21 protein-coding genes are annotated in these 24,493 nt (G+C 40.3%); 14 read left to right on the top strand and 7 right to left on the bottom strand.

What is annotated here, in order from left to right; all coding sequences use genetic code 11:
* The first annotated feature begins 54 nt into the window (after positions 1-54).
* Together L0B70_RS12965 and L0B70_RS12960 are read left to right on the top strand one after the other, a co-directional pair.
* Complete coding sequence (locus L0B70_RS12965) at positions 55-762, top strand: DUF4294 domain-containing protein (protein ID WP_235142196.1); 708 nt, start codon at positions 55-57, stop codon at positions 760-762.
* Positions 763-765: 3 nt separating this feature from the next.
* On the top strand, positions 766-1,557 hold the full coding sequence (locus L0B70_RS12960) for a S1/P1 nuclease (RefSeq protein ID WP_235142195.1): 792 nt from the start codon (positions 766-768) through the stop codon (positions 1,555-1,557).
* On the opposite strand, the gene L0B70_RS12955 is transcribed toward L0B70_RS12960, so the two are convergent.
* A complete protein-coding gene (locus tag L0B70_RS12955) occupies positions 1,552-1,968 on the bottom strand; it encodes an NUDIX hydrolase (RefSeq protein ID WP_235142194.1) in 417 nt (138 codons plus the stop codon). The genes L0B70_RS12960 and L0B70_RS12955 overlap by 6 nt on opposite strands.
* Positions 1,969-2,027: 59 nt before the next feature.
* Complete coding sequence (gene mnmD / locus L0B70_RS12950; protein WP_235142193.1) at positions 2,028-2,702, bottom strand: tRNA (5-methylaminomethyl-2-thiouridine)(34)-methyltransferase MnmD; 675 nt, start codon at positions 2,700-2,702, stop codon at positions 2,028-2,030.
* A gap of 84 nt (positions 2,703-2,786) precedes the next feature.
* Between mnmD and L0B70_RS12945 the strand changes: the two genes are divergently transcribed.
* The 3 genes from L0B70_RS12945 (at position 2,787) to L0B70_RS12935 (ending at position 5,603) form a co-directional block, all read left to right on the top strand.
* A complete protein-coding gene (locus L0B70_RS12945; protein WP_235142192.1) occupies positions 2,787-3,860 on the top strand; it encodes a branched-chain amino acid aminotransferase in 1,074 nt (357 codons plus the stop codon).
* Positions 3,861-3,958: 98 nt separating this feature from the next.
* Entirely contained in the window at positions 3,959-4,468 is a 510-nt protein-coding gene (locus L0B70_RS12940) for an FKBP-type peptidyl-prolyl cis-trans isomerase (protein ID WP_235142191.1), read from the top strand.
* 82 nt (positions 4,469-4,550) lie between these two features.
* Positions 4,551-5,603, top strand: coding sequence for a peptidylprolyl isomerase (locus L0B70_RS12935; protein ID WP_235142190.1), 1,053 nt, complete (start codon positions 4,551-4,553; stop codon positions 5,601-5,603).
* 294 nt (positions 5,604-5,897) lie between these two features.
* Here L0B70_RS12935 and L0B70_RS12930 read toward each other — a convergent pair whose 3' ends face one another.
* A complete protein-coding gene (locus tag L0B70_RS12930) occupies positions 5,898-6,725 on the bottom strand; it encodes an ion transporter (protein WP_235142189.1) in 828 nt (275 codons plus the stop codon).
* Between the two features lie 59 nt (positions 6,726-6,784).
* On the opposite strand from L0B70_RS12930, the gene L0B70_RS12925 reads away from it, so the two are divergent.
* Both L0B70_RS12925 and L0B70_RS12920 read left to right on the top strand, forming a co-directional pair.
* Positions 6,785-7,882 carry a Nif3-like dinuclear metal center hexameric protein gene (locus L0B70_RS12925; RefSeq protein ID WP_235142188.1) on the top strand — a complete coding sequence of 366 codons (1,098 nt, stop codon included), beginning with the start codon at positions 6,785-6,787 and terminating at the stop codon, positions 7,880-7,882.
* Positions 7,883-7,886: 4 nt separating this feature from the next.
* Positions 7,887-8,666 (top strand): zinc ribbon domain-containing protein, encoded by a 780-nt coding sequence (locus L0B70_RS12920; protein WP_235142187.1) that lies wholly within the window; start codon positions 7,887-7,889, stop codon positions 8,664-8,666.
* A 68-nt stretch (positions 8,667-8,734) separates the two neighbouring features.
* Here the strand turns inward: L0B70_RS12920 and L0B70_RS12915 are convergent, their stop codons facing one another.
* Positions 8,735-9,934 (bottom strand): pyridoxal phosphate-dependent aminotransferase, encoded by a 1,200-nt coding sequence (locus L0B70_RS12915; RefSeq protein ID WP_235142186.1) that lies wholly within the window; start codon positions 9,932-9,934, stop codon positions 8,735-8,737.
* Positions 9,935-10,022: 88 nt separating this feature from the next.
* Here L0B70_RS12915 and rsmG point away from each other — a divergent pair, with 88 nt between their 5' ends.
* The 3 genes from rsmG to L0B70_RS12900 all read left to right on the top strand — a co-directional run bounded on the left by rsmG (position 10,023) and on the right by L0B70_RS12900 (position 13,953).
* Complete coding sequence (gene rsmG, locus L0B70_RS12910; RefSeq protein ID WP_235142185.1) at positions 10,023-10,658, top strand: 16S rRNA (guanine(527)-N(7))-methyltransferase RsmG; 636 nt, start codon at positions 10,023-10,025, stop codon at positions 10,656-10,658.
* Positions 10,659-10,712: 54 nt separating this feature from the next.
* Positions 10,713-11,129, top strand: coding sequence for a hypothetical protein (locus L0B70_RS12905; protein ID WP_235142184.1), 417 nt, complete (start codon positions 10,713-10,715; stop codon positions 11,127-11,129).
* A gap of 97 nt (positions 11,130-11,226) precedes the next feature.
* Positions 11,227-13,953: a PD-(D/E)XK nuclease family protein gene (locus tag L0B70_RS12900; RefSeq protein ID WP_235142183.1), complete on the top strand. Its 2,727-nt coding sequence runs from the start codon at positions 11,227-11,229 to the stop codon at positions 13,951-13,953.
* A gap of 65 nt (positions 13,954-14,018) precedes the next feature.
* Here L0B70_RS12900 and L0B70_RS12895 read toward each other — a convergent pair whose 3' ends face one another.
* The 3 genes from L0B70_RS12895 to L0B70_RS12885 form a co-directional block, all read right to left on the bottom strand.
* The gene (locus L0B70_RS12895) at positions 14,019-15,200 is read right to left on the bottom strand and encodes an acyl-CoA dehydrogenase family protein (protein ID WP_235142182.1); all 1,182 of its coding nucleotides are present in this window, start codon (positions 15,198-15,200) and stop codon (positions 14,019-14,021) included.
* A 71-nt stretch (positions 15,201-15,271) separates the two neighbouring features.
* Positions 15,272-16,015, bottom strand: a complete 744-nt coding sequence (locus L0B70_RS12890; RefSeq protein WP_235142181.1) for an NrtR DNA-binding winged helix domain-containing protein — start codon at positions 16,013-16,015, stop codon at positions 15,272-15,274.
* Positions 16,016-16,027: 12 nt separating this feature from the next.
* The gene (locus L0B70_RS12885) at positions 16,028-17,182 is read right to left on the bottom strand and encodes a sugar MFS transporter (RefSeq protein ID WP_235142180.1); all 1,155 of its coding nucleotides are present in this window, start codon (positions 17,180-17,182) and stop codon (positions 16,028-16,030) included.
* Between the two features lie 228 nt (positions 17,183-17,410).
* Here L0B70_RS12885 and L0B70_RS12880 point away from each other — a divergent pair, with 228 nt between their 5' ends.
* The 4 genes from L0B70_RS12880 (at position 17,411) to L0B70_RS12865 (ending at position 24,336) form a co-directional block, all read left to right on the top strand.
* Positions 17,411-20,305, top strand: coding sequence for a TonB-dependent receptor (locus tag L0B70_RS12880; RefSeq protein WP_235142179.1), 2,895 nt, complete (start codon positions 17,411-17,413; stop codon positions 20,303-20,305).
* A gap of 11 nt (positions 20,306-20,316) precedes the next feature.
* On the top strand, positions 20,317-21,834 hold the full coding sequence (locus L0B70_RS12875) for a RagB/SusD family nutrient uptake outer membrane protein (RefSeq protein ID WP_235142178.1): 1,518 nt from the start codon (positions 20,317-20,319) through the stop codon (positions 21,832-21,834).
* Positions 21,835-21,962: 128 nt separating this feature from the next.
* Positions 21,963-23,432, top strand: coding sequence for a glycoside hydrolase family 30 beta sandwich domain-containing protein (locus L0B70_RS12870; RefSeq protein ID WP_235142177.1), 1,470 nt, complete (start codon positions 21,963-21,965; stop codon positions 23,430-23,432).
* A 1-nt stretch (position 23,433) separates the two neighbouring features.
* Entirely contained in the window at positions 23,434-24,336 is a 903-nt protein-coding gene (locus L0B70_RS12865) for a family 16 glycosylhydrolase (protein WP_235142176.1), read from the top strand.
* The last annotated feature ends 157 nt before the right edge of the window (positions 24,337-24,493 follow it).

Raw genomic sequence — 24,493 nt, 5'->3', positions numbered from 1 at the left:
AAAGGGGAATGATTTTTGGTAGACTTAGGTTTGTTTTAACAGGAAGTAAAAGTAATGAAATTTAAGAAACTTATATTGATATTTCTACTGTTTACTGGACTTTTTACGTATGCGCAGCAAGATTCCGTAATCATTGCAAAGCCGGTAAGCCAGTATCCCCCAGAATTATTGAAGACCGACGAATTGGGTAATAAATATTACTACGACGAAGGCCAGAAAGCCCGAATTTACGAAATCAACGGCGAAAATGTAGTGGTGATGGATGAGTTAATTCTCTTCAAAAAACCACGTTTCAATAATCAACTCGACCAAAACTATTATTTTTTTCTTAATAAAAAGCTGAACAGGGTTTATCCGCTGTTTCTTACTGCTTTAGATCAATATGAAGATATTCAGGATGATATGAAGGACCTGGACAGAAACACCCAGCGGAAATATGTAAGTCAGCGCCAGAACGCTTTGGCGGATCAGTACGAAACACAATTAAAAGATCTTACAACAACGGAAGGACGGGTTTTTGCGAAGCTGATGAACAGAGCGACGGGAAAAACAGTTTACGATATAATCAGGGAACTTCGCGGTGGCTGGAGTGCTTTTTGGTGGAATGTGAAAGGAAATATTGCAGATGTTGATATTAAGGAACCTTTTGATCCGCATAAAAACCGAACCGATGAATTTCTCGAAGCGCTTCTTCAAAGCAACTGGAATGCCGGCTATTTTCGGCCGTATCCGGGTTACATGAATTTCAAAGTCAAAAAATAATTAATGAAAAATTTCATCAGAAACGCAGTCGTGCTTTTAGCCCTGTTGAGTTTTAATTTCGCCTATTGTTGGGGAACCACAGGCCATCGCGTTATTGCAGAAATCGCAGAAAACCATCTTACGGGTGCGGCAAAACGCCATTTAAAGCAGATCATCGGCACAGAAAAATTAGCCTATTGGGCAAATTGGCCGGATTTCATTAAAGCAGACACCACCGGTGTTTGGAAGCATACCGATCAATGGCATTACGTGAATGTTGATCCTCAAACGAATTTTAAAAGTTTCAACGATTCACTTCAACTTCAAAAAGCCCCCAATATTTATACGCAAATTAAGATATTGTCGGAACAGATTAAAGATAAAAAAACGCCAGTAAAAGACCGGGAGATTGCGCTGAGATTTCTTATTCATCTTATGGGCGATGCGGCGCAACCTCTACATCTGGGACGACTGGAAGATTTGGGGGGAAATAAAATTAAGGTCAAGTTTTTTGGAGATAATACCAATTTACACTCCTTGTGGGACTCAAAATTAGTGGATTTCCAAAAATACAGTTACACCGAATATGCAACGGTTCTGGATGTAAAATCGAAAGATGAAGTGAAAAAAATTCAGTCCGGGACTTTAGAAGAATGGCTTTACGACAGTCATCAGGAAGCGAATAAGATTTATTCCAATTCATTGGCAGATTCCTCATACGCGTACGACTACAATTATAAGTTTACGCCACTTTTGGAAAGACAACTGCTGTATGGCGGACTTCGCTTAGCAAAGGTTTTGAATGATATTCTATAAGAATTTCTGTTTCAAAAGATCAAAAACAATCATATCTACAGGCAAAGGAAATGGGTTTTCTTCGGAATCGAGGGAAACCCATTCTATTTTTTCAATGCAGGCGTCGCGAATTATTAAATCGTCCACGTCAACAATTTCCGCAATATAATAAATCGTCAAAAGCTGCTCATTGGGTCGGAAGCGGGAAACTAAAAATTCTTCCTGCGTATAAAAATGCCTTAAATTTTCAATTTTAAGGTTAAGTTCCTCTTCAAATTCGCGGTGCAGACAATCTAAAATACCCTCGCCAAATTCTAAGCCGCCGCCGGGGAATTTTAGAAGTTGTTGACCGGCGTACTCTTCCTGCAGTGCAAGAACGCATCGCTTTTTAAGGACTGCGGCGTAAACTCTGACGTTTATTTTATCGATCATAACTCTAATGAATTAAGGGTGAAATTCAAAGTTAGGAATTTTTTAGTCACTGCGAAACGCTATAACTTCACAGCGTTGATCATTTCTCTCTTTCCCGGCGGACCGTCTTTTTTTTCTACCTTAAAGTTAAGATCCTGCAAAATCCGCCGAACGCTGCCTTTGGAGGAATACGTGGTGAGTAAACCGCCCGTTTCCATTTTGTCCGAGACGATCTGGAAGAGCGGTTTTTCCCACAAATCCGGCTGCACACGGGCGCCGAAGCAATCAAAATAAACCAAATGAATGGACGGCAAAGCCAGGTTTTCGAGTTCAAAAAAATCAGATTTCACTTTTGTAAAAAAGAAATTGGGTAAGACTTCAACCTTTTCGTTCCAGTCGCAGGCATGAATCTCCGCATAGCTTGCTGCAATCTTTGGGTCCTGAAAAAAAGAACCGTAATCTAATTCTTTCGCTTCCGCATCGCTTACGGGATATTTTTCGAGCGTGAAATAATGAATGATATGATTTTTATCAGTTTTCAAAAATTCATCAATAGTGACCAAAACATTTAAACCTGTACCAAAACCGAGTTCTAAAATGTTAATTTCATAAGAATAAATTTGTTTTAATCCATTTTTGATAAAGACGTGATTTGCTTCCTGTAAGGCACCATGGTGGGAATGGTAGTTTTCATTTAACGCATTGATAAATAAAGTTTTACTGCCGTCTGAAGTCGTTTTAATTTCTCGCTGCATTATAATTTTTTCCAAAATTAATTTAAAATTTTGATATTTAAAAAATTATATTAAATTTGTAGAACACCAATAAAAATTTTTAATATGATAATTCAAAAATCTACTAATCCGAGAATAGCAAGCTTTGATCCGACTAATTTCTCTTTCGGGAATACGTTTATTGATCATATGATTATTTGTGAATACGAGGATGGTAAATGGGGTGACGTTCAATTAGTTCCTTATGGTCCGCTGCCTTTTTCTCCTGCGATGATGGGTGTAAATTACGGACAGGCGTGTTTTGAAGGAATGAAAGCGTATAAGGATGAAGACGGTAAAGTTTACCTCTTCCGTCCGGAAAAGAATTTCGCAAGAATTAATAAATCCGCTCAGCGTTTGGCAATGCCGGAAGTTACGGAAGAAATGTTTTTGGATGGTCTGAAGGCGCTGGTCGATATCGACAGAAACTGGATTCCGGAAGGGGAAGGAATGTCCTTATATATTCGTCCTTTAATTTTCGCCACAGAGGAAGCCTTAAAAGCGCGAATTTCTAATAAATATATGTTTGCAATCGTGGCAACTCCGGCGAAAAGTTACTATACCGCACCGGTTTCTGTGAAAATTTCAGATTTTTATTCGCGTGCCGCCAATGGTGGAGTGGGTTCTGCAAAAGCTGCCGGTAACTACGCCGCTTCTTTTTATCCGACGAAACTGGCTATGGAAGAAGGTTACGACCAGATTATTTGGACCGATGATTCTACCCACGAATATTTTGAAGAAAGTGGCACAATGAATGTTTTTGTAAGAATTAACGACACCATTTATACGCCGCCAACTTCCGAAAAAATCCTTGACGGAATTACTAGAGACAGTTTTATCGCTTTAGCGAAATTGAAAGGAATCGAAATTAAAATTGAGCCCGTTTCGGTAAAAACAGTTGTGGAAGCCCAAAAGAACGGAACTTTGAAGGAAGTTTGGGGCGTTGGAACAGCGGTTGTGACAAGCGTTTTCGAAGCGTTAGGTTACAAAGGCGAGAAATTGGCCCTGCCAAAACTATCAGCGGAGGAGAGTTTTGCCTTGACCCTTCAAAAAGCATTGGTTGATATTCAAACCAATAAAGCGGAAGATCCTTTCGGATGGAGAGTTTTGGTTGAAAAAAACATCCTGGAAACCGTTTAATTTTCAGGAATAGAAATACAAAAAAACCGGAAAAAATTTTTATCCGGTTTTTTCGTTTTATAATGTGATGCGAATTCCTTATTTTCGCAAAAGTTTTTATGCAAAAAATAATTATCATTTCCTCGCTGCTTCTTCTTGGTTGTGCGCAAAATACGCAGTCGCATCCGCCTGTTGGTGGCTTTCTGAGTGAAAAAGATCTCAATACTTCGCGTAACAGAGCAAAAAATCTGAACGCTGCAGAGCGCCTTCAAATTCAGGACTGGATCAAAAATCAGAAGGAGGAGTTTTATCCCATGAGTTTAAACTATTGGGTTAATGTTAAAGATCTGCAGAACAATACCAGAAAAGATGACGGCGAAGTGATCTCGTATCAATATGAGATTTTCGATTTTGATCAGGTAAAACTTTCGGAAACACCCAGAAAAAATATAAATGTTCGGTTTGGGAAATTTGAAGAATTAAAAGCCGTCGAAGATGCGCTGAGATATCTCGGTAATAAAGACGAGGCAACGTTGCTGGTACCGTCAGTACTGGCCTTTGGAACGTACGGCGACAACGATAAAATCCCGAACGATATGCCCTTAATTATTAAAATTAAAGTATTATAAAACGATATTAATGTTAAAGAAAAATTTTTTAATCGCAGTAGCTGCGCTTTCGCTCACTAGCTGCACCTCAATTTATAAAAAAATGAACGTAGAAAAAGAAACTTACGAAGGTCTTAAAGAAGGTCTTTACGCGAATTTCCAAACTTCAAAGGGAAATATGATTGTTAAACTCGAAGATAAAGATGCACCTGTTACGGTTGCAAATTTTGTGGGTTTGGCAGAAGGCAAAATCGACAATAAAGCGAAAGCCAAAGGTGTTCCTTTTTATGACGGAACAATTTTTCATAGAGTCATTAAAGATTTTATGATTCAGGGTGGCGATCCGCAGGGAACAGGAATGGGCGATCCGGGTTACAAATTCGATGACGAAAAAAACAATCTGCAGCACACCGGGAAAGGCATTCTTTCTATGGCGAATTCAGGACCCAACACCAACGGTTCTCAGTTCTTCATAACGGAAGTTGCTACGCCGTGGTTAGACGGAAAACATACTATTTTCGGTAAAGTAGTAGATGGTCTGGACGTTGTTGATTCCATTGCCAACGTTGAAAAAGGTGCGCAGGACAAACCAAAAACAGACGTTGTTTTAGAAAAAGTTTCCGTATTTACCAAAGGCGATGAGTACAAAGGTTACGATGCCGCAAAAATCTTCAGCGAAGGAAAAGGCAAAATCAAGGATAATAATAAAGCCATAATGGCCAAACTTGAAGCGGACAAAAAGAAGAAGGCCGAAGAATTTGCAGCCAATCAACAAAAGATGGTTGACGATCTGAAAGCGACCATGCAGTCCACGCCCTCAGGTTTGTACTACAAAATTACAAAAACAAGTGAAGGAATAGCTCCGAAAAAAGGTGACGAAGTTGCCGTTCATTATGCCGGTAAACTGGTAGACGGAACAGAATTCGATTCTTCCTTCAAAAGAAATCAGCCTATCGATATTCCCATCGGAGTAGGACAGGTAATTAAAGGTTGGGACGAAGGAATTTTATTATTGAAAGAGGGCGAAGCGGCCACTTTGCTAATTCCCTCCGAACTGGGTTACGGTGCAAACGGCGCGGGAGGAGTAATTCCACCGAACGCATGGCTGATCTTTGATGTGGAACTTGTAAAAGTGAACAGCAACTTATCAAAATAAGGCAAGTTATTACTTTTGGCTATTATAAAAGCAACACTTCTATTTTGAAGTGTTGCTTTTTTATATTTTAAGAAGCTTTCCTCAAAATCAGAAAAATATTTATAAAAAAGGGTGATTTAACTGTAATTTTTTTTAATCAAGTATGTTATATTTGAACATTGAAAGTCCTAAAGTAAAAGGCAATCAGTTAAATTTTTTCAGCATTATAAATTTAAGTGAGAAAAATAGACAAAACACAACCGAAAACAAATGATGGGAATTACGAGAAAGGTGCATTTTTTAAATGCACTTTTTTTATACTACTTTCTCACCACAGATTTTACAGAATCTCGCGTCGTCATCAATATCATCGTTTCCGCAGCGCGGGCATGTTTTCTCTAAATTCTGGCGTTTGGCGCGCATCTCGGCCGTAACAATCCCAGTCGGCACGGCAATGATGGAATACCCAGCAAGCATTAAAAGAACCGAAAGAAATTTTCCCAGGGGCGTCCCCGGTGAAACATCGCCATAACCTACCGTCGTTACCGTAACTACCGCCCAGTAAACACTTTGCGGAATACTTTCAAAACCTTCACGATGGCCTTCTACCATAAACATCATCGAACCGACAATCACCGAAAAAATCATTAAAAACATGAGAAAAATATAGATTTTTCGGGAGCTGTTTTTTAGCGCTGTTACAATAAATTTCCCGTCATTCATAAAATCGAGTAGGTTGAAAATGCGGAAAACCCGCAGCATTCGCAACATTCGGAGGATGAGGAAATATTTTGTGATCGGAAAAAAGAGGCTCAGATAGAAGGGTAAGATGGCTAAAAAGTCGATGATTCCAAAGAAACTGAAAATGTAAAGCTTTTTATTTCGCAGCGTAATAATTCTCAATACATATTCTGCTGTAAAAAAAACCGTTATAATTATTTCGACAATAATAAAGATGCGGTGAAGTTTTGCATCGAAAATGCTCACACTTTCCATCATGATGATGAAGGTGCTCAAAAGAATCAGCGCGAGCAAAATAAGATCAAAAAGCTTCCCCCGTTTTGTATCTGCTTTAAATATAATGCGAAAAATTTCGCGTTTCCATCGTTCCCGTCCCGGAATAAAATCGTGTTCCTTCTCCATATTTTGATAAAAATTAAATTTAAAGAAATAATCCTTAATTTCGCTACAAACTTAAGCAAATGACCATAAACGAAGCAATTTCGCGAATCGAGCAAAGAATTCCCATGCATCAGGCAGAAAGTTATGATAACGTGGGTCTTTTATGTGGAAATCCGGCCCGGGAAATGAGCGGAATTTTAATTTGCCATGATGTTTTAGAAAATGTAGTGGAGGAAGCAATCGAGAAAAAAATCAATTTTATTGTTACTTTTCATCCCATTATTTTCAATGGTTTAAAATCCATCACCGGAAAAAATTATGTGGAACGCTCCGTTTTGAAAGCCCTGGAAAATACAATTGCCATTTACGCTATTCATACTGCTTTTGATAACGATTTTTTTGGAGTTAATTTTGGGATCTGTGAGAAATTGGGCTTAAAAGATCAAAAAATTCTTTTGCCGAAATCCGGTAATCTAAAATCGCTTGAGGTTTATGTTCCAACAGATCACACCGAAAAATTGAAAGAGGCTTTGTTTGCGGCAGGAGCGGGAAACATTGGTTTTTATGATGAATGCAGTTTTACGCTGTCGGGCAAAGGAACTTTTCGGCCGCTTGAGGGGTCGGTGCCTTTCTCCGGAACACAAAATGTTCGGGAAAATGCCGATGAACAAATGGTCACTGTTATTTTTGAGCATTACAAACGGAACAGAATAATTGCAGCCATGAAAGCGGCGCATCCTTACGAAGAAGTGGCCTACAAAATCGTCAGTTTGGACAACGAAAATCAGTACTCCGGATTGGGGAGATTTGGCGATTTGGATAAAGAAATGGAAGAAAAAGATTTTTTATCTTTTGTGAAGGATAAATTCGGGCTTCAAATGATTCGCCATTCGCCTTCTAATAATAAGAAAATCAAGCGGGTAGGAGTTATTGGCGGAAGTGGAGCAAGCGGAATTAAAGCCGCACTTGCCCATAAGTGCGATGCGTACTTAACGGGTGATGTAAAATACCACGATTTTTTTCAGAATGAGGGCCAAATGTTAATCTGCGACATTGGTCATTTTGAGTCGGAACAATTTGTTGTACAACAATTATTTGAGCTTTTATCGGAAATTTTTCCTAAATTTGCAATCTCAAAATCTGTTGAGAAAACCAATCCTGTAAATTATTTTTTATAAAAATATGGCTAAAAAATCTGTAGAAATCTCCGTTGAAGATAAGTTAAGAGCGCTTTACGATTTACAAATAATCGATTCCCGGTTAGACGAAATTCGGAACACCAGAGGCGAACTGCCCATCGAAGTTGAAGATTTGGAAATTGAAATCGAAGGCCTTGAAAAAAGATCAGAAAAATTTGCGAGCGAAATTAAAGAGCAAAATGACGAAATCAACACCAAGAACGAAGTCATTAGCCATGCAAAATCTTTGATCGAAAAGTACAAAACTCAGCAAGATACCGTAAGAAACAATAAAGAATTTGAAGCTTTAGGAAAAGAAATTGAGTTTCAGGAGCTCGAAATCGAACTTTCTGATAAAAGAATCAAAGAGTTTTCTGCGAAAATTTCGCATAAAAATGAAACTTTCGACGAGTTAAACAATAAAATTAAGGAATTGAAAAACCACCTTAAATTTAAAAAAGAGGAGTTGGAAAATTTAGTTTCAGAAACACAGAAAGAAGAAGATTACCTGATCGAAAAATCAAAAGAGTTTTCGAAAAATATCGACGCACGGTTATTGGCTTCCTACCAAAGAATCCGTACGAATTCTCCTACCGGACTTGCGGTTGTTGGCTTAGAAAGAGGCGCGCCGAAAGGATCATTCTTTACTTTGCCGCCGCAAAAACAAATGGAGATCGCGCAGCGAAAGAAAATCATCATCGACGAACACAGTGGAAAGATTCTTGTGGACGATGATATGGTAAACGAAGAAAACGAAAAAATGAAAGATATTATTAAGTTTTAATAATCTCTAAAATAAATAAAGCCGGTTCAAAAATTTGAATCGGCTTTTTTGTGGTAGGAAATGAAACTTTAATGCAATTCACAATTTTCAAGACCGTATTTAATTCTTTTCATGGCTTCAGTAAGATCTTTTTCGGAGGCGGCATACGAAAACCGCACACAGTTGGAGTTTCCAAAAGAAACGCCGCCCACCGTTCCAACGTGAGCTTCATCGAGGAGAAACATGGCGAAATCATCCGCATCATTGATGATTTTTCCATTTATGCTTTTGCCGAGATAATAGGAAATATCAGGGAAGAAATAAAAAGCCGATTCCGGATAATTAACTTTAAAACCGGGAATCTCTTTCATTAAATTGTAAACCAGATCACGCCTTTTTTTAAATTCATCGATCATATATTGATATTCCGAATAATCTGTTTTTAAGGCCGTAATCGCCGCTTTCTGCGCCATCGAATTCGCCCCGCTCGTCATTTGTCCCTGAATTTTTTCGCAACCCACCGCCAGCCATTGTGGGCAGGCAGAGTAACCAATTCTCCAGCCTGTCATGGCAAAAGCTTTGGACATGCCGTTGATGACCGCTGTTTGTTCGTAAACCTGCGGAAATTCGGCGATAGAAGTGTGTTTTCCGTCGTAATTGATGTATTCGTAAATCTCATCGGAGATAACCGTGATTTGTGGATATTTTGCAATCACGTTGGCAATTTTTTCCAGTTCGTCGTGCTTGTAAAAACTGCCGGAAGGATTACAGGGCGAACTGTAAAGCAACGCCTTCGTTTTCGGAGTGATAGTCTTTTCCAGCGCTTCAGCGGTCATTTTGAAATCCTCCTCAATGGAGGTTTCAATAAAGACAGACTTTCCGCCCACCATTTTCACCATTTCGTCATAGCTGACCCAATACGGCGCCGGCAAAATTACTTCGTCGCCCTCGTTGATGATGGAACAAAGTACATTTAAGATCGATTGTTTGGCGCCATTTGAAACGCAGATCTGGGAAGGAAGATAAGTTAAATGATTGTCTCGGTTTAATTTTTCGCAGATGGCTTCCCGAAGATCCAAAAATCCCGGAACCGGAGAATAGTGGCTGAAATTATTATTGATGGCCGCAAAAGCAGCTTCTTTTATATTTTTCGGAACATCAAAATCGGGCTCGCCTAAGGTTAAACTGATGACGTCGATTCCTCTCGCTTTCATTTCCCGCACTTTGTTGCTCATGACGAAAGTTTGCGAAAAGCTCATCCGATTAAGTCTGTCTGAATATTGAGTCATGCTTCTGATTAAGTTTTCTCAAAGATATATTTTTTCTGCAAAATCTGAAGTTGTTTTCCCTAAATTTGCGGAAATTATAATTCCAAAAATGTCTGTTGAATTAATTCAAAAATATTTCCCAAGCCTGACCGAAAACCAGATTGATCAGTTTGCCAAACTGGAGGAACTTTACAAAGAGTGGAACGAAAAAATAAATGTAATCTCCAGAAAAGATATGGATTCGCTGTACGAAAAGCACATTCTGCATTCTTTAGGAATTGCGAAAGTCATGGCGTTTGTGCCCCAAACGAAAGTTCTGGATATTGGTACCGGTGGCGGTTTTCCGGGCATTCCGCTCGCAATTTTATTTCCGGAGGTTCATTTTACGCTCGTCGACTCTATCGGAAAGAAAATTACGGTAGTAAAAGAAGTCTCCGAAGGAATTGGCCTGAAAAATATTACGGCGATTCATGGCAGGGCGGAAGAGGTGAAGGCCAAATTTCATTTTATCGTCAGCCGTGCAGTCACACAAATGCCGGTTTTTCTACGTTGGCTCCGAGGGAAATTTGAAAAAGAGCAGTTTAATCGCAAACACAATGGTGTTCTTTATTTAAAAGGCGGCGATTTGTCCGAGGAGCTCGCCGGTTTGAAAGTCGAAATTTTTAATTTGCAAAAATATTTTGAGGCTGAATTTTTTGAAACAAAAAAAGTGGTTTATATCTCTAAAGGTAATTTTAATTCGTAATTTAGCATAATAAAGGCTTTATTATTAGCGTTATTTTAACAAATCTTAGAGATCATGAAAAAAATACTACTTTTTTGTTTGCCCGTGGTATTCTTTATTAATACCGTTAGTTGCAATGACCGTTTCGACGGAGATGAAATCTTAAATACGGATATGGTGAAAATTGACAGCGTAAAAATCGCGCTGGACACGATGGATGTTTTTACTACGCAAACCATTAAAACCTATTCCACCTACACCGCCAACTGCGAAGGCTTTTATGGGTACGATTATTTACATACCGAACCTTTGGAGAGGGAAGTGACTTCGTACAAGTTTAAAACAACCGCGGATTGCGGAGAAATGGTTGCAAGAGCTTCCCAAATCAATTTCCGACCGCAGGAAACAGGGACTTACCGCTTTAAATTCTTTACCGGCAAAGATGCCTACGGCGAAAATACGTATCTGGAAAAATTGATCACGGTGAATTAATCTAGAAATCATCAAAAAATATCAAAGCCTCTCGATTTATTTTTCGGGAGGTTTTTTTCTGTCTTAAATTTTTGTATTTTTCATCTTTCCATTTTACATGAAATTTCTCCAGAAAATTATTACCGAGCTGCTCGATCAAAATCCTGATTTATCACGTGTTAACATTGTGCTTCCCGGGAAAAGACCCATCGTTTTTATCAAGAAAATTCTTCGCGAGAAACAATACTCGGGTTTCCTTCCGAATTTCTTCACCATTGAGGATTTAATTAAAGATATTTCCGGCAAGCAGCACGTACAGGGAATTGCGCTGTGGCTGTTCGCTTTTCAAATTTATCAGGAGAATCATCCTTCCGAAGATTTTTCGAATTTTTTAAAATGGTTTCCGACCTTATTGAAGGATTGGGACGATATTTTGAAATTTTCGGACAGCGACAAAGCCGTTTTGGAATACATGTTCGATGAAGAACGCATTAAAAACTGGTCCGAAAATTTAGGTGATTCTGAAGATATTCCACGGCGGAAATTTTTAAATTTCTGGCAGAAGATGAATGTTTTTCTGCCCGTTTTAAAAGAAAAACTCAACGAAAAGAACTGGGCAACATCCGGGATGATTCACGAATCTGCAAAAACTAAAATTGAAGATTTTGCGCAGATAACGGCGGAAAAATTTGTTTTTTGTGGATTTAATGCTTTCACGCCGGCTGAAGAAAAACTCGTGAAAAGCCTTATGCAATGGGATAAAGGGCAGTGCTTTTTTCAGGCAGACGATTATTACTTTAATGATGAACGGCAGGAGGCCGGGAAATTCCTGCGCAATCATAAAACGTGGAAAGAGTTTACAGAACAACGCCCATTTCGCTGGATCGAAAAAGATTTTGCGCAGTCGAAAAATATAAAGGTTTACGAGGTTTCCGGAAACATTACGCAGGCGAAGGTGCTGCCCGAAATTTTTAAAGAAATTGACGACGAGCATCTTTCCAAAACCGCTGTTGTGTTGCTGGATGAAAATTTACTTCCTGCAAGTTTAGATGCCATGAATGCCGTGCAATATCTCAATATTACAATGGGATTTCCGCTGAAAAATCTGGCTTTCAGTAACGCCATGAAGCAGCTTTTCTATCTGCAGAAACAGCTCGAAAAGAAAAGCTCTTCCTATTATTACAATGATGTTTTGTCTGTTTTGGAGGAACTTCCGAATGATGAAACCGACCAGGAAATCATCACCAGTTTTAAAATTAAAATAGAGGAGCGAAACATTGTTTATATTTCTAAAAAGCAGTTTGCCGAATTTTTGTCGAAGCTTAGTTATTTTGACCTTTTTCAGAAACCGGCTTCTGTTAAAGAATTTTTAGATCAACTTATTCGATTTTGTTACGACCTGAAATTTAGAGATTTGGATGATATTCTTTATGAAAATATCGCGCACTTCGAAAAAAGTTTTAAGATCATTCAAAACCAAATCTCACCGTATCTTTTTGAAATTAAGATGGAAACGCTGGAAGTATTGATCAATCAACTCGTCAGCTCGGAAACGATCGATTTTCAGGGCGAACCGCTTCAGGGTTTACAGGTGATGGGACTTTTGGAGACGCGCCTTTTAAATTTTGAAAACGTGATTCTTCTGTCCGCTAATGAAGGAAAACTTCCGCTCGGAAATTCCCAGAACACGTATCTTCCCTTCGATGTTCGTCAGCATTTCGAACTGCATACTTTTTTGGAAAACGACAGTATTTATGCCTATCATTTTTACCGGTTAATTCAGGATTCTCAAAATGTGCATTTGCTCTTCAATGCGTTGGGTTCCGGCGTTAATACAGGGGAGAAAAGCCGTTTTATCACGCAAATGGAGATTGAAGACAAGCATCACCACATTGAACATGTTATTATTGAAAACACTTCAGATCCCATTCAGCAGGAGTTGATTCAGATTTCAAAAACACCGAAAGTGCTGGAAAGACTGGAGCAGTGGAAGACGCGGGTTTCAGCCTCTCATCTGACTTCTTACCTTTATAATCCCATCGATTTTTATCTTACAAAAATTTTAAGCACGCGCGAAACTAATGAAATTGAAGAAGAACTTTCGCAGCGCAGTTATGGGAATCTGGTGCATTATGCACTTCAACATATTTACGAGAAATTTATCGGTAAAAAACTGACGGTAAATGATTTAAAGCTTTCAGATGAAGTCGTACTTGAGTCCATTACTGCAGCGATCGAAAAATTAAACCATCAGGTTGAATTTTATGAAAAAGGAATGAATTTTATCCACCGATCAATTGCGGAAAGGGTAGTGCGTAACGTTTTGGAGTTCGATAAAAATCTTGTGGAAAAAGGAAATTCTCTGGAAATTTTGAGTGTTGAAGGCAATTTTGAAGGCATCGATTTCTATTTAAATGATGCGCAAACCGACAAGGTTTCCTTTTACGGCTTCATCGACCGGATCGACCGCCTGAATGGAAATTTAAGGATCATTGATTTTAAAACGGCAAAAACAAAAAATCTTTCGGTTGCCGCGCCAAAAAAAGCGGAAGATGTAGAAAAATTAGAACAACTGTTTTTCCGCGACGATTATAAACAGGCCATGCAACTCTGCATTTATGCGTATTCCGTTTTAAAGGATAAAAAAATGGTGGCAAATTTTGTGGAATGTGGCATTTGGAGTTTTGCGGAAGTCAGTAAAGGGGTTCAAAATTTAAATATATTCGCGGACGCTGAAATTTCTCTTAAGCTTCTGGAGACACCGATGAATTCGGTGAAAAATGTGATTCTGGACATTCTAGATCCGGCGAAGAATTTTGAGGAAGAAGAAAAGGTATCCTGGTAAAAAAGACATACAAATTCAAAAAGAAATAAACCTTCAGCAGAACTGAAGGTTTATTGTTTTATTTTCTATCCGAAGGCGTTAATGCCCGTAACGTCCATTCCGGTGATTAGAAGATGAATGTCATGCGTACCTTCGTAGGTGATTACGGATTCTAAATTTGCAGCGTGACGCATCATCGGAAATTCACCCATAATGCCCATTCCGCCGAGAATTTGCCGGGATTCCCGCGCAATATCGATGGCCATTTTTACGTTATTTCTCTTCGCCATGGAAATTTGCGCCGGCGTTGCTTTATGGTCATTTTTCAGACGGCCTAACTGTAGGCAAAGCAATTGCGCTTTTGTAATTTCGGTTAAAAATTCTGCCAGTTTTTTCTGCTGCAACTGAAATCCTGCAATGGGTTTTCCGAATTGCGTTCTCTCTTTTGAATATTGCAGCGCGGTGCAATAGCAGTCGACTGCAGCGCCGATGACGCCCCAGGAAATTCCGTAGCGCGCAGAATTGAGACAGGACAAAGGTCCTTTCAATCCCGTGACTTTCGGTAATAAATTTTCCTTCGGAACTTTCACATTATTAAAAACCAATTCCCCTGTTTTCGACGCGCGCAAACTCCACTTGTTATGTGTTTCCGGCGTGGTGAAACCTTCAAAAGCTCTTTCCACGATTAATCCCTGGACTTTGCCCGCTTCATTTTTTCCCCAAACAACGGCTATATCGCAAAGTGGTGCGTTTGTGATCCACATTTTGGCACCATTCAATAAATAGTGATCGCCTTTATCTTCGAAATGCGTCTCCATAGAACTTGGGTCGGAGCCGTGATTGGGTTCGGTTAAGCCAAAAGCACCAATCATTTCGCCGGAAGCTAAAAGCGGCAGAAATTTTTTCTTCTGTTCTTCGGATCCAAACTCGAAAATGGGAAACATCACCAAAGAACTTTGCACAGAAGCTGCCGAACGGATCGCAGAATCTCCGCGCTCCAATTCCTGCATAATCAGGCCATAAGAAATTTGATCTAAACCGGAACCGCCATATTCTTCCGGAATGTAAGGTCCGAGCGCGCCAATTTTACCCAGTTCCTGCATAAGGTTCGGAATATCGGAGTGGTTTTGTGCGGCCTCGTCAATCTTCGGCATCACGAAACTTTCTACCCAATCTCTCACCGACTGCCGGATTAACCGGTGTTCTTCAGTTAAAAGTTCATCCATTAAATAGTAATCGGGAAGGGTAGTAAGAGGATAATATGACATTTTTTATAGGTTTGTCTAAAATTAAGATTTTTCGGGAGGATGGCGAAATTTTGAAGGTAATATTGCGCGATTTATTCCTTGTCCACGAATTTGTACAAATAAGGCGCTTTGTTTGCAGAACCATCGAAAAATTTCTCTAAGCGTTCCAGGGAATTCATTGCTAAAACTTTCCGCTGAAAATTGTTCCGGCGGAATTTTTCACCCAAAACAGCTTCGTAAACATTTTGCAGTTCTTTCATGGTGAATTTTTCGGGCAATAAATTACTCGCCACAATTTGCGTATCGATGTTTTTGCGGATATAATTTAAACCATAGCGAACAATCTTCTCATGATCGAAAGCCATTTCCGGAAGTTTGGTCACCTCGAACCATTCGCAGGTTTCATTTAAGGTGTTCGGGAAATTGCTGATCTCGGAGAAATTAATTAAACTGCAGTAACCCACCGTGATGAAACGCTGAAAGATCCAGTGATCTTTTGGGACTTCGATGTTTTTATTTTTCAATAAGATGCGGTGAACATTTTTTTCCGTTCTGCTCACTTTGCCGAAAGTGTGAAATTGCTCCAGAAAAATCTGATCCAGATAGGTTCGTTCGTAAAGTACCCTGGAAGCCGCTGCATCTAAATCTTCATCGTTAAAGACAAAGCCGCCGGGAAGCGACCAGAGATCGAGATCGTGATATTTTAATAAAAGAACCTTCATGATTCCCTGCTCAAAACAAAAGATCGCACAGTCCACGGAAACGTGCTCTACAAAATTAGCGGTTTCTATTAATTCCTGTAAATTCTGCTTATTTTTCGAATCGTCAACTTTCATAATTTGCCAAAATTAATCATTATTTTCTTTTTTTGAGACATAAGATTTAAAATAAATGAAGCTCAGTATAAAAAGCAGAAGAACGGCCAAAGAAATGTACAAGGCGTAGTAATTACCGTAATTGAACTGAAAAACGAAAGACATCATTACAGACCCAAACGAACTTCCGAGCGAGGAAAAAATGACAATGAGGGAAGTGAAAACGTTAATATCGTCCCGATGGATATTGGTTATCATTTTCGAACTGATCACCGGGTACAGCGGTGCCAAAAATAAACCCATCAGCGGAAACAGAAAAAGAGACCATTCCGAAAACGAGGTGGCTAATAAAACCTGTGCGAAAATCAGCATCGAAAAGATAACCACAACGCACATCATAAAATAGGTGAAAAGTGAAAACCGATGAATAATTCGGGCGGTTACAGATCGGCCCACAAACGCAAAGAGAGCCAGAAAAGCTGTGCCCTGAAGTGCCAAGAAAGAGTCAACCTTTAAATGCTTTTTATAAAAGGAAGGAAGCCAGGAATTGAAATTTTGCTCAATAAATACGATGGTAAAAATAATGGAGAAAAAGAGAAACGTCTTAAAATTGAAAAAACCCTTAATCGTGGAAAAGCTAAAAGATTCCGCAGAAGTGGGGTTGCCAACCATTTTCGTTTTCGTAAGGATGAAAACGTTCAGAATGGCGAGGAGGGAAATCATACAGAACCCAAACTTCCAGTAAACCGCATAGTTACTGGATATAAGCCACCCAAAGCCCAGATTGACTACAAAAATACCAATCATGAACGAAGCTTCCACGCTGCTCATTACTTTAGTTAGCGTTATTTCCTCCGAAATGGTATTTCTAATAATCCCATAGATTGATATTTTCGCGACGGCAAACGAAATCCCAATCACGGCGAACCAAACTTTAAAAAACCAGAACACTTCCAAAAAAGGCAGTAGAAAGCAACATATTCCCACGGTTGCAAGCGAAAACATCAAAGATTTTTTGCTTCCAAAGCGGTTAATGAAATTTGCCGCAAACAAAGATATAATAGCGATCGGCAAATCTTTAAACGCTTCGAGAAAACCCAGATTACTGTAGGATACTGTACTGCCGGATAATTGCAAAATAATAATACCCATGCAGTTAAGCACCATGGAGAAAATTAAAAAACTCATTTTCAAGGGCAACGCAAATGACGAAAATTTAAAAAGCATATAAAAAAATCTTAATTTTTACGGACACTGTTAATTTTTTGAATATAAAAAGCGCATTTTCGTCATCCGAGCAGGTATTCGTAAGCCTCAAAAATACAGGAAAAATTAAAATAAATTAAAAAAATATTTGTAGTGTTAAAAAAATAAATACCTTTATTGTCTCATTTTGAGAAAACAAAACTAAAATATATGAACTTAAAGTATTCGAAAAGTCTGGGAATCATCGCAGCACTTTATTTTACCGCCGGCATGCATGCTCAAATCACGGATTCTTTAAAAGAGAAATCCATTGAGGAAGTGGTCGTGATTGGTTACGGAACTCAGAAAAAAAGCAATGTTACGGGTGCAATCTCCAGTTTGCGCGCAGAAGATCTGGAAGACATACCCGCGGGCAGACCCGAGCAGGTTCTGCAGGGTAGGGCAGCCGGAGTTCAGGTAATCACCAATTCCGGGCAACCGGGTTCAACTGCGACTGTTCGCGTTCGGGGAATCACGAGTTTTGGCGCCAGTAATGATCCACTTTGGGTGGTCGACGGAATTGTGGTCGACGGCATTGGCTGGCTTAACCAATCCGATATCGAAGGCATCGAAATTTTGAAAGATGGTGCGTCTGCCGCAATTTATGGTGTTTCTGCCGCGAGAGGTGTTATTTTGGTCACCACCAAAAAAGGGAAGAAAGGCAAAATGCTCCTTTCCTACAATGGTTCTTACGGAGTGGGAAGCACCGCAAAAAAACTGAATCTTTTGAACGCCACCGAGTATGCGACGATTATTAATGAAGGTCTTGCCAATATCGGCCAGGGTCCGCGGTACAATAATCCGCAATCGCTCGGAAAGGGTACGGACTGGCAGGATGTAATTTTCAACAGCGCAGAAAGGTCCAACCAGGAATTCAGCATTTCTTCGGGTAACGATAAATCTACTTTTTACACTTCTTTTGGCTATTTTGATCAGTCGGGGATCGTAATGGGAGATATTTCAAAATACAAAAGATTAACGGCCCGAATTAATTCTACACACAAAGTTTTAGATTTTCTTACCGTGGGGCAAACTTTTGCGTACACGCACACCAAATCGCAAGGTATTAATGAAAACGGCGAATTTGGCGGACCCCTGGCGTCAGCCGTCAACCTGGACCCGACAACACCTGTGGTTGTTACAGACGTGAGTGCACAACCTTTTCCTAACGATTATTCAAATCCATACGTAGTACGGGATGCAAATGGAAATCCCTACGGTATCTCGCATTACGTGAATCAGGAAATGACCAATCCTTTAGGTTTTAAATATACACAACTTGGCAATTATAAATACTCCGACGATTTTATTGCGAATATTTTTGCGGAGTTAACATTTTTGAAGAATTTTTCTTTTAAATCAAGTATCAACGGTAAAAAGGCGTATTGGGGAAGTCAAAATTTCACGCCTTTGTTTTATTTAAGTCCAACGTACAGCAATGTGATTAAAAATTCTTTCAACCGGGTGACGCAGGAGAAACTGGAATGGAGTTTAGAAAATATTTTAACCTATAAAAACACTTTTGGTGCGCACAATTTTAACTTCCTGCTAGGCCAGGGTTATTATGAGTACGACATCAGCAGCGGCAACAGTACAACCTATACCAATCTGCCAATCGACAGTTGGGAGGATGCGTCTTTTAATTTTGATGTTCCCTCCGAAAATCAGTCGGTTACGGCTTGGGATGGGATACGGACACATAAGGCTTCCTACTTCGCCAGGTTAATTTACGATTACGATAATAAATATCTGTTCACCGGAACGATAAGAAGAGACGGTTCGTCGCGGTTCGGAGCCAATCATCATTGGGGAAATTTCCCGTCCATGTCTATTGGCTGGAATATTTCCAACGAAAACTTTTGGCCGGAAAATAAAGTGTTGAGCTCGGTGAAATTGCGCGGAGGCTACGGTGTTTTAGGAAATGATCAGATTGGTAATTTCAAATTTGCCAGCTTTATGGTTTCGGGCGCCAATTATACGAATTCCAACGATGTAATCGCCATCGGATATTATCCGGATACTTTAGAAAACCCCGATTTACATTGGGAAGAAACTGCACAAACCAACATTGCAGCAGATTTAAAAATCATGAATGACTTTACGTTGAGTGTTGATTTTTACCGAAAAGTAACAACCGGGATTTTACGTCCCATATTTGTTCCGGGGTATGTTGGCGCCACAAATCCTCCCGTTGCCAATATTGGCGATATGGAGAACAGGGGATTTGAAGTGCAGTTAGGATACAGAAAGAATTGGGAAGATTTTACGTTTTCTGTGAATGGTAACTTCGCTTATCTAGAAAATGAAGTAACCAAACTCGAAAACGGCCGAAAGTATATTGATGGGCCAGGTTTCCAGTCCATGGGTCCAGTTTCCCGAATCCAGGTTGGTGAGTCTTACGGAGCATTTTATGGATATGAAAATAACGGGATCTTCCAAACGGAGGCAGAAGTTCAGGCTTACACCAATTCGACTGGCGGTTTAATAATGCCGAATGCGAAACCCGGGGATTTTAGATGGGTTGATGCGAATGGTGATGGAAAAATCGATCGCGATGACCAGGTAAATCTGGGAAATTCCGTACCCAAATATACGTTCGGACTCACCCTTAATTTAAATTATAAAAATTTCGATTTTATGGCCTTTGCCCAAGGACAGGCCGGAAATAAAATCTTTCAGGGACTTCGAAGATTAGATATGGCAGATGCCAATTATCAGACGGAAATCCTGGGAAGATGGCACGGAGAAGGAACAAGTACCACCATCCCGAGAATTGCAAGCGGGGATCCAAGCCGTAATTTTTCCAACATGTCCAGTTATTATCTTCAAAAAGGAGATTATTTACGGTTGAAATTGTTGCAGATTGGATATTCGTTATCAGATGATGTAGTGAAATCCATGGGTGCAAGCAAAATTAGACTTTATGTTACAGGCGAAAATTTGGTAACCTTCACCAAATATACGGGATATGATCCCGAGATTGCAGCGGGTGATGATTTTGGTATCGACAGAGCCTATTATCCGCAGGCACGGTCTTTCATTTTAGGAGCTAATATTCAATTTTAAAAACAGCAGCAATGAAAAATAAATATATCGAAAAAACGGTATTAATTGCGATGGCAATTGGACTTTCTTTCGGAACCACAGGATGTAACCGGGACAATTTGGAAGATGTAAAAAATCTTGGCGCGTTCGATACGGATAATTATTTTAAAAACGAGGCGCAATGCCATTCCGCCCTCATCGGCGTTTACGATGTTTTAAGAAAGTATTCCGGAGGGTTCGAAAATATGGTCACCTTTTTTAATGCGGGATCCGATGATTTTTATTCGGGAGGCGGAAGTTCCTCCGATGGAGCAGGGATTCAAGGTATCTCGAATTTCACCATCAACCCCACCATTATGCCGGCAAGTTATTGGCGGGATTACTATCAGGGAATCGCGCGCGCGAACCTTTTAATCGCCAAAATTCCCGATGCTTCAATGAGCGATGAGATTAAAAGCCGTTTTACCGCTGAAGCAAAAACACTCCGTTCTCTTTATTATTTCGAATTATTAAGGATGTTCGGACACATCCCGTTAATTTTGGAGCCGATTAAGGCCAACGACGATTATTACAGTATTCCGCAAGCAGAACCTTCTGCGGTGTATGATCAGATAGAGAGCGATTTGCTCGAATCTATCCCGAACCTTCCCCTGATGCCGGGCGTAGACAAAGGCGCCATTACGCAGGGAACAGCTCGGGCCATCCTGGGTAAAATATATTTGTACGACAAAAAAAACATTCTCGCAGCAGCACAGTTTAGCGAAGTGAACGGAACTCCGGGCCAGACCAGTCAGTACGGTTATAAGCTGGTTGCCAATTACGACAGTTTGTGGCAAATTGATAATAAATTCACCACCGAAGCAGTGTTGGAAGTGATGCACACGAACAAAGGAAAGTCGGACTGGGGATTTTGGGGCAGCGGAAAGGATGAAGGAAACAGCATTAATATTATGGTAGGACCAAGATCCTATAACAGACTTACAAACGATGCACCCGATTTATTTGGCGGATGGGCTTTTAATGTAGCCACCAACGAGTTATTTACTGTTTTGCAGAATGATCCTCGCCTTGGCGCTACCATTGTCAATTTAAAACAGTTGAAAACAGAAGGAGATGCAGATTACTCGCCAGCCTATATGGACACCGGCTATTTTCTGAATAAATATGCGCCGAGAAAAGCTGATGTTTCTCCTTTGCCCGGGCCAACAGAACTTAATTTCCGACAAAACTATATCGCAATCCGGTTAGCAGATACTTATTTAATGGAAGCCGAAGCGTTGGGCGGAACCGGCGCCAGAGCTCAGGCCTTAGTCGATGCAGTAAGAGCCCGCGTAAATTTACCGTCACTTCCTGTTTCAATACAGTTAATTAAAGACGAACGGCGACGGGAGCTGGCCGGCGAAGGTCATCGGTTTTTCGATCTTGTTCGCTGGGGCGATGCGCCTGTAGCATTAGCATCCAAAGGTTTTGTGGCTGGTAAAAACGAGATTATGCCCATACCTTCTCAGGAACTTACCAATACGGTCTTAAAACAAAACCCAAATTATTAGACAACCTAATGGAGTGCAGGTCACAAAATTTATAAAATGAGGAGTGGTTCATTCCTCATTTTTTATAAAATCGAATTTTGAGCTTTCCTGGCAATTCTTTTAATTTATCTTCTTTAAAAAGTCATGCAATGTATAAAACACAACCCCGCTTTTTCTTCCAAAATTTGTTCTTAGCCGGTGTAGCGCTGATCTCTTTCAGTTGCTGCTCCCGCGGCAGCACAAGCGAGACCGGAGGTAGCACGCCCTCTACTGAGGTACCCTCCGCCAGCACCGGCAGTGCGCAGGTTTGGTTAACCACTTATGACGGATCTGCAAAATTGCAGAAACAACCTGATCTTAATTTTAGTAATGCCTCCAATGCTTTTCAGAATATTGAGGTCGATGAGTCTCAGGTTTATCAAAATATCGATGGTTTTGGTTATACTTTAACGGGTGGGAGCGTACAGGTAATCAACCAGTTGTCCGCCCCGAAACAGCAAGCACTTCTTCAGGAACTTTTTGGAAATGGCGAGAATTCCATTGGCATCAGCAATATCCGATTAAGCATTGGCGCCTCCGATCTGAACAGCGAAGTTTTTTCTTACGATGACATGCCTGCCGGCGAAACCGATGTTAATCTTACCAATTTCAGCCTAGCAAAAGATCAGACGGTAATTGAGATGTTGAAGAAAATTCTGCTCATCAATCCGAATATCCGTTTCATGGCCGCGCCCTGGTCGCCGCCCGTTTGGATGAAGGATAACGGCAGTTCCATCGGCGGTAGTCTAAAGCCGGAATATTACGACACGTATGCGAAATATTTTGTAAAATACATTAATGCCATGAAAGCGGAAGGAATTACCATCCACAGTATCACACCGCAGAACGAGCCACTCCATCCCGGCAATAATCCCAGTCTGTATATGACCGCGGAACAGCAGAGAGATTTTATCAAAAACAATTTAGGGCCTGCTTTTCGGGCAGCAAATATTGCCACGAAAATTATTGTGTACGATCACAACTGCGATAATATTGTTTATGCAACCACCATCCTTTCAGATCCTGCGGCGGCAACTTTTGTAGATGGGTCGGCATTTCATTTATATAACGGCAGCATTTCTGCGCTGAGTTCCCTCCATAATTCTTTCCCGATGAAAAATATTTATTTTACGGAACAATACACCGCGTCCACCTCGGATTTCGGCGGGGATTTGATGTGGCACATCAAAAACGTCATCATAGGATCCATGCGCAACTGGAGTAAAAATGCCATGGAATGGAATCTGGCGAACGATCCTGATTTTAATCCGCACACACCAGGTGGTTGTACCACCTGCAAAGGCGCCATCACGGTGAACCCTAACGATACGTTTGACCGAAATGTAGCTTATTATATTATTGGTCACGCATCGAAATTCGTTCCGTACAATGCTTCCCGAATCAGTTCCACACAGGCAGGAAACATTAGCACGGTTGCTTTTGGTACGCCGGATAAAATTGTTCTTCTGGTATTGAATGAAGGCAGTAATAATGAAAATTTCAACATTAAATATAAAGGAAACTGGGCACCTGCAAGCCTTTCTGCAAAATCTGTTGCCACATATGTTTTTAAAAAATAGCATGAGTCACTTCCATACTTTTAAAAGTAAAAAATTGAGATCTGCGGGAAGAATTTTTTTCGCTTTTGTGATGCTGATGCTTTTATGCGCCTGCACGCCTCAGGCTTCAACCATGAAGACGGGCCAAAAACTGGTTTGGAGCGATGAATTTAATTATAAAGGTTTACCCGATCCTGCCAAATGGAAGTACGAAGTTGGCGGCGGCGGATACGGCAATCATGAAGCGCAGTTTTATACAGAAAATCGTGCAGAAAATGCCCGTGTAGAAGGCGGAAACTTAATTATAGAGGTCCGAAAAGAAAACTGGGGAAAGAATAAATATACCTCCGCGCGCTTACTGACGCGCGGTAAACATTCCTGGAAATACGGCACTTTCGAGATCCGCGCGAAATTGCCAAAAGGCCGCGGAACCTGGCCAGCGATCTGGATGATGAGCGAAAAAATGAAAAACTGGCCGGACGACGGCGAACTAGATATTATGGAGCATGTGGGATATCATCAGGGTTTTATACACGCGACCGCCCACACCAAAAAATACAACCACGTAATTAATACCCAAAAGACAGACACGATTGAGGTAAAAGATGCCTCGGAGAAATTTCACGTCTACAAAATGATCTGGACTCCGGAGAAAATAGAAATGTACGTAGATGCCACCAAATATTACACCTATAAAAATGCGGAAAAAACGTACGACGCCTGGCCTTTTGACCAGCCTTTTTTTCTCCTTTTGAATTTTGCAGTCGGTGGAGACTGGGGCGGGAAAGAAGGATTGACGATGCAGTTTTTCCGCAGAAATTTTATGTGGATTATGTGCGGGTTTATCAATAGGGAAGAGGGATACAGGGTTTTTGGCGCGAGCGAAGCGAGCGGCGATACGGTAGAAGTGAAGTATAATTCTTAACTAAGAAAATCTTCGAAAATAGAAATAAAATGATCTTTTAGCCCCGATTGCAATGGAAATCCTGGCCTTGCGGTGATGAGTTTTAATTATCGAAATGCCTTATTTTCCGCAAGGACAGATTGAAATGGAAAGCGGGTACCATTTCGGGAAGAAGCGA

It is taken from the genome of Kaistella sp. 97-N-M2, assembly GCF_021513235.1.
In the GTDB taxonomy this organism is placed as follows: domain Bacteria; phylum Bacteroidota; class Bacteroidia; order Flavobacteriales; family Weeksellaceae; genus Kaistella.
The sequence above is the reverse complement of the archived record's forward strand: the minus strand, read 5'-3'. Positions and strand labels throughout refer to the sequence as shown.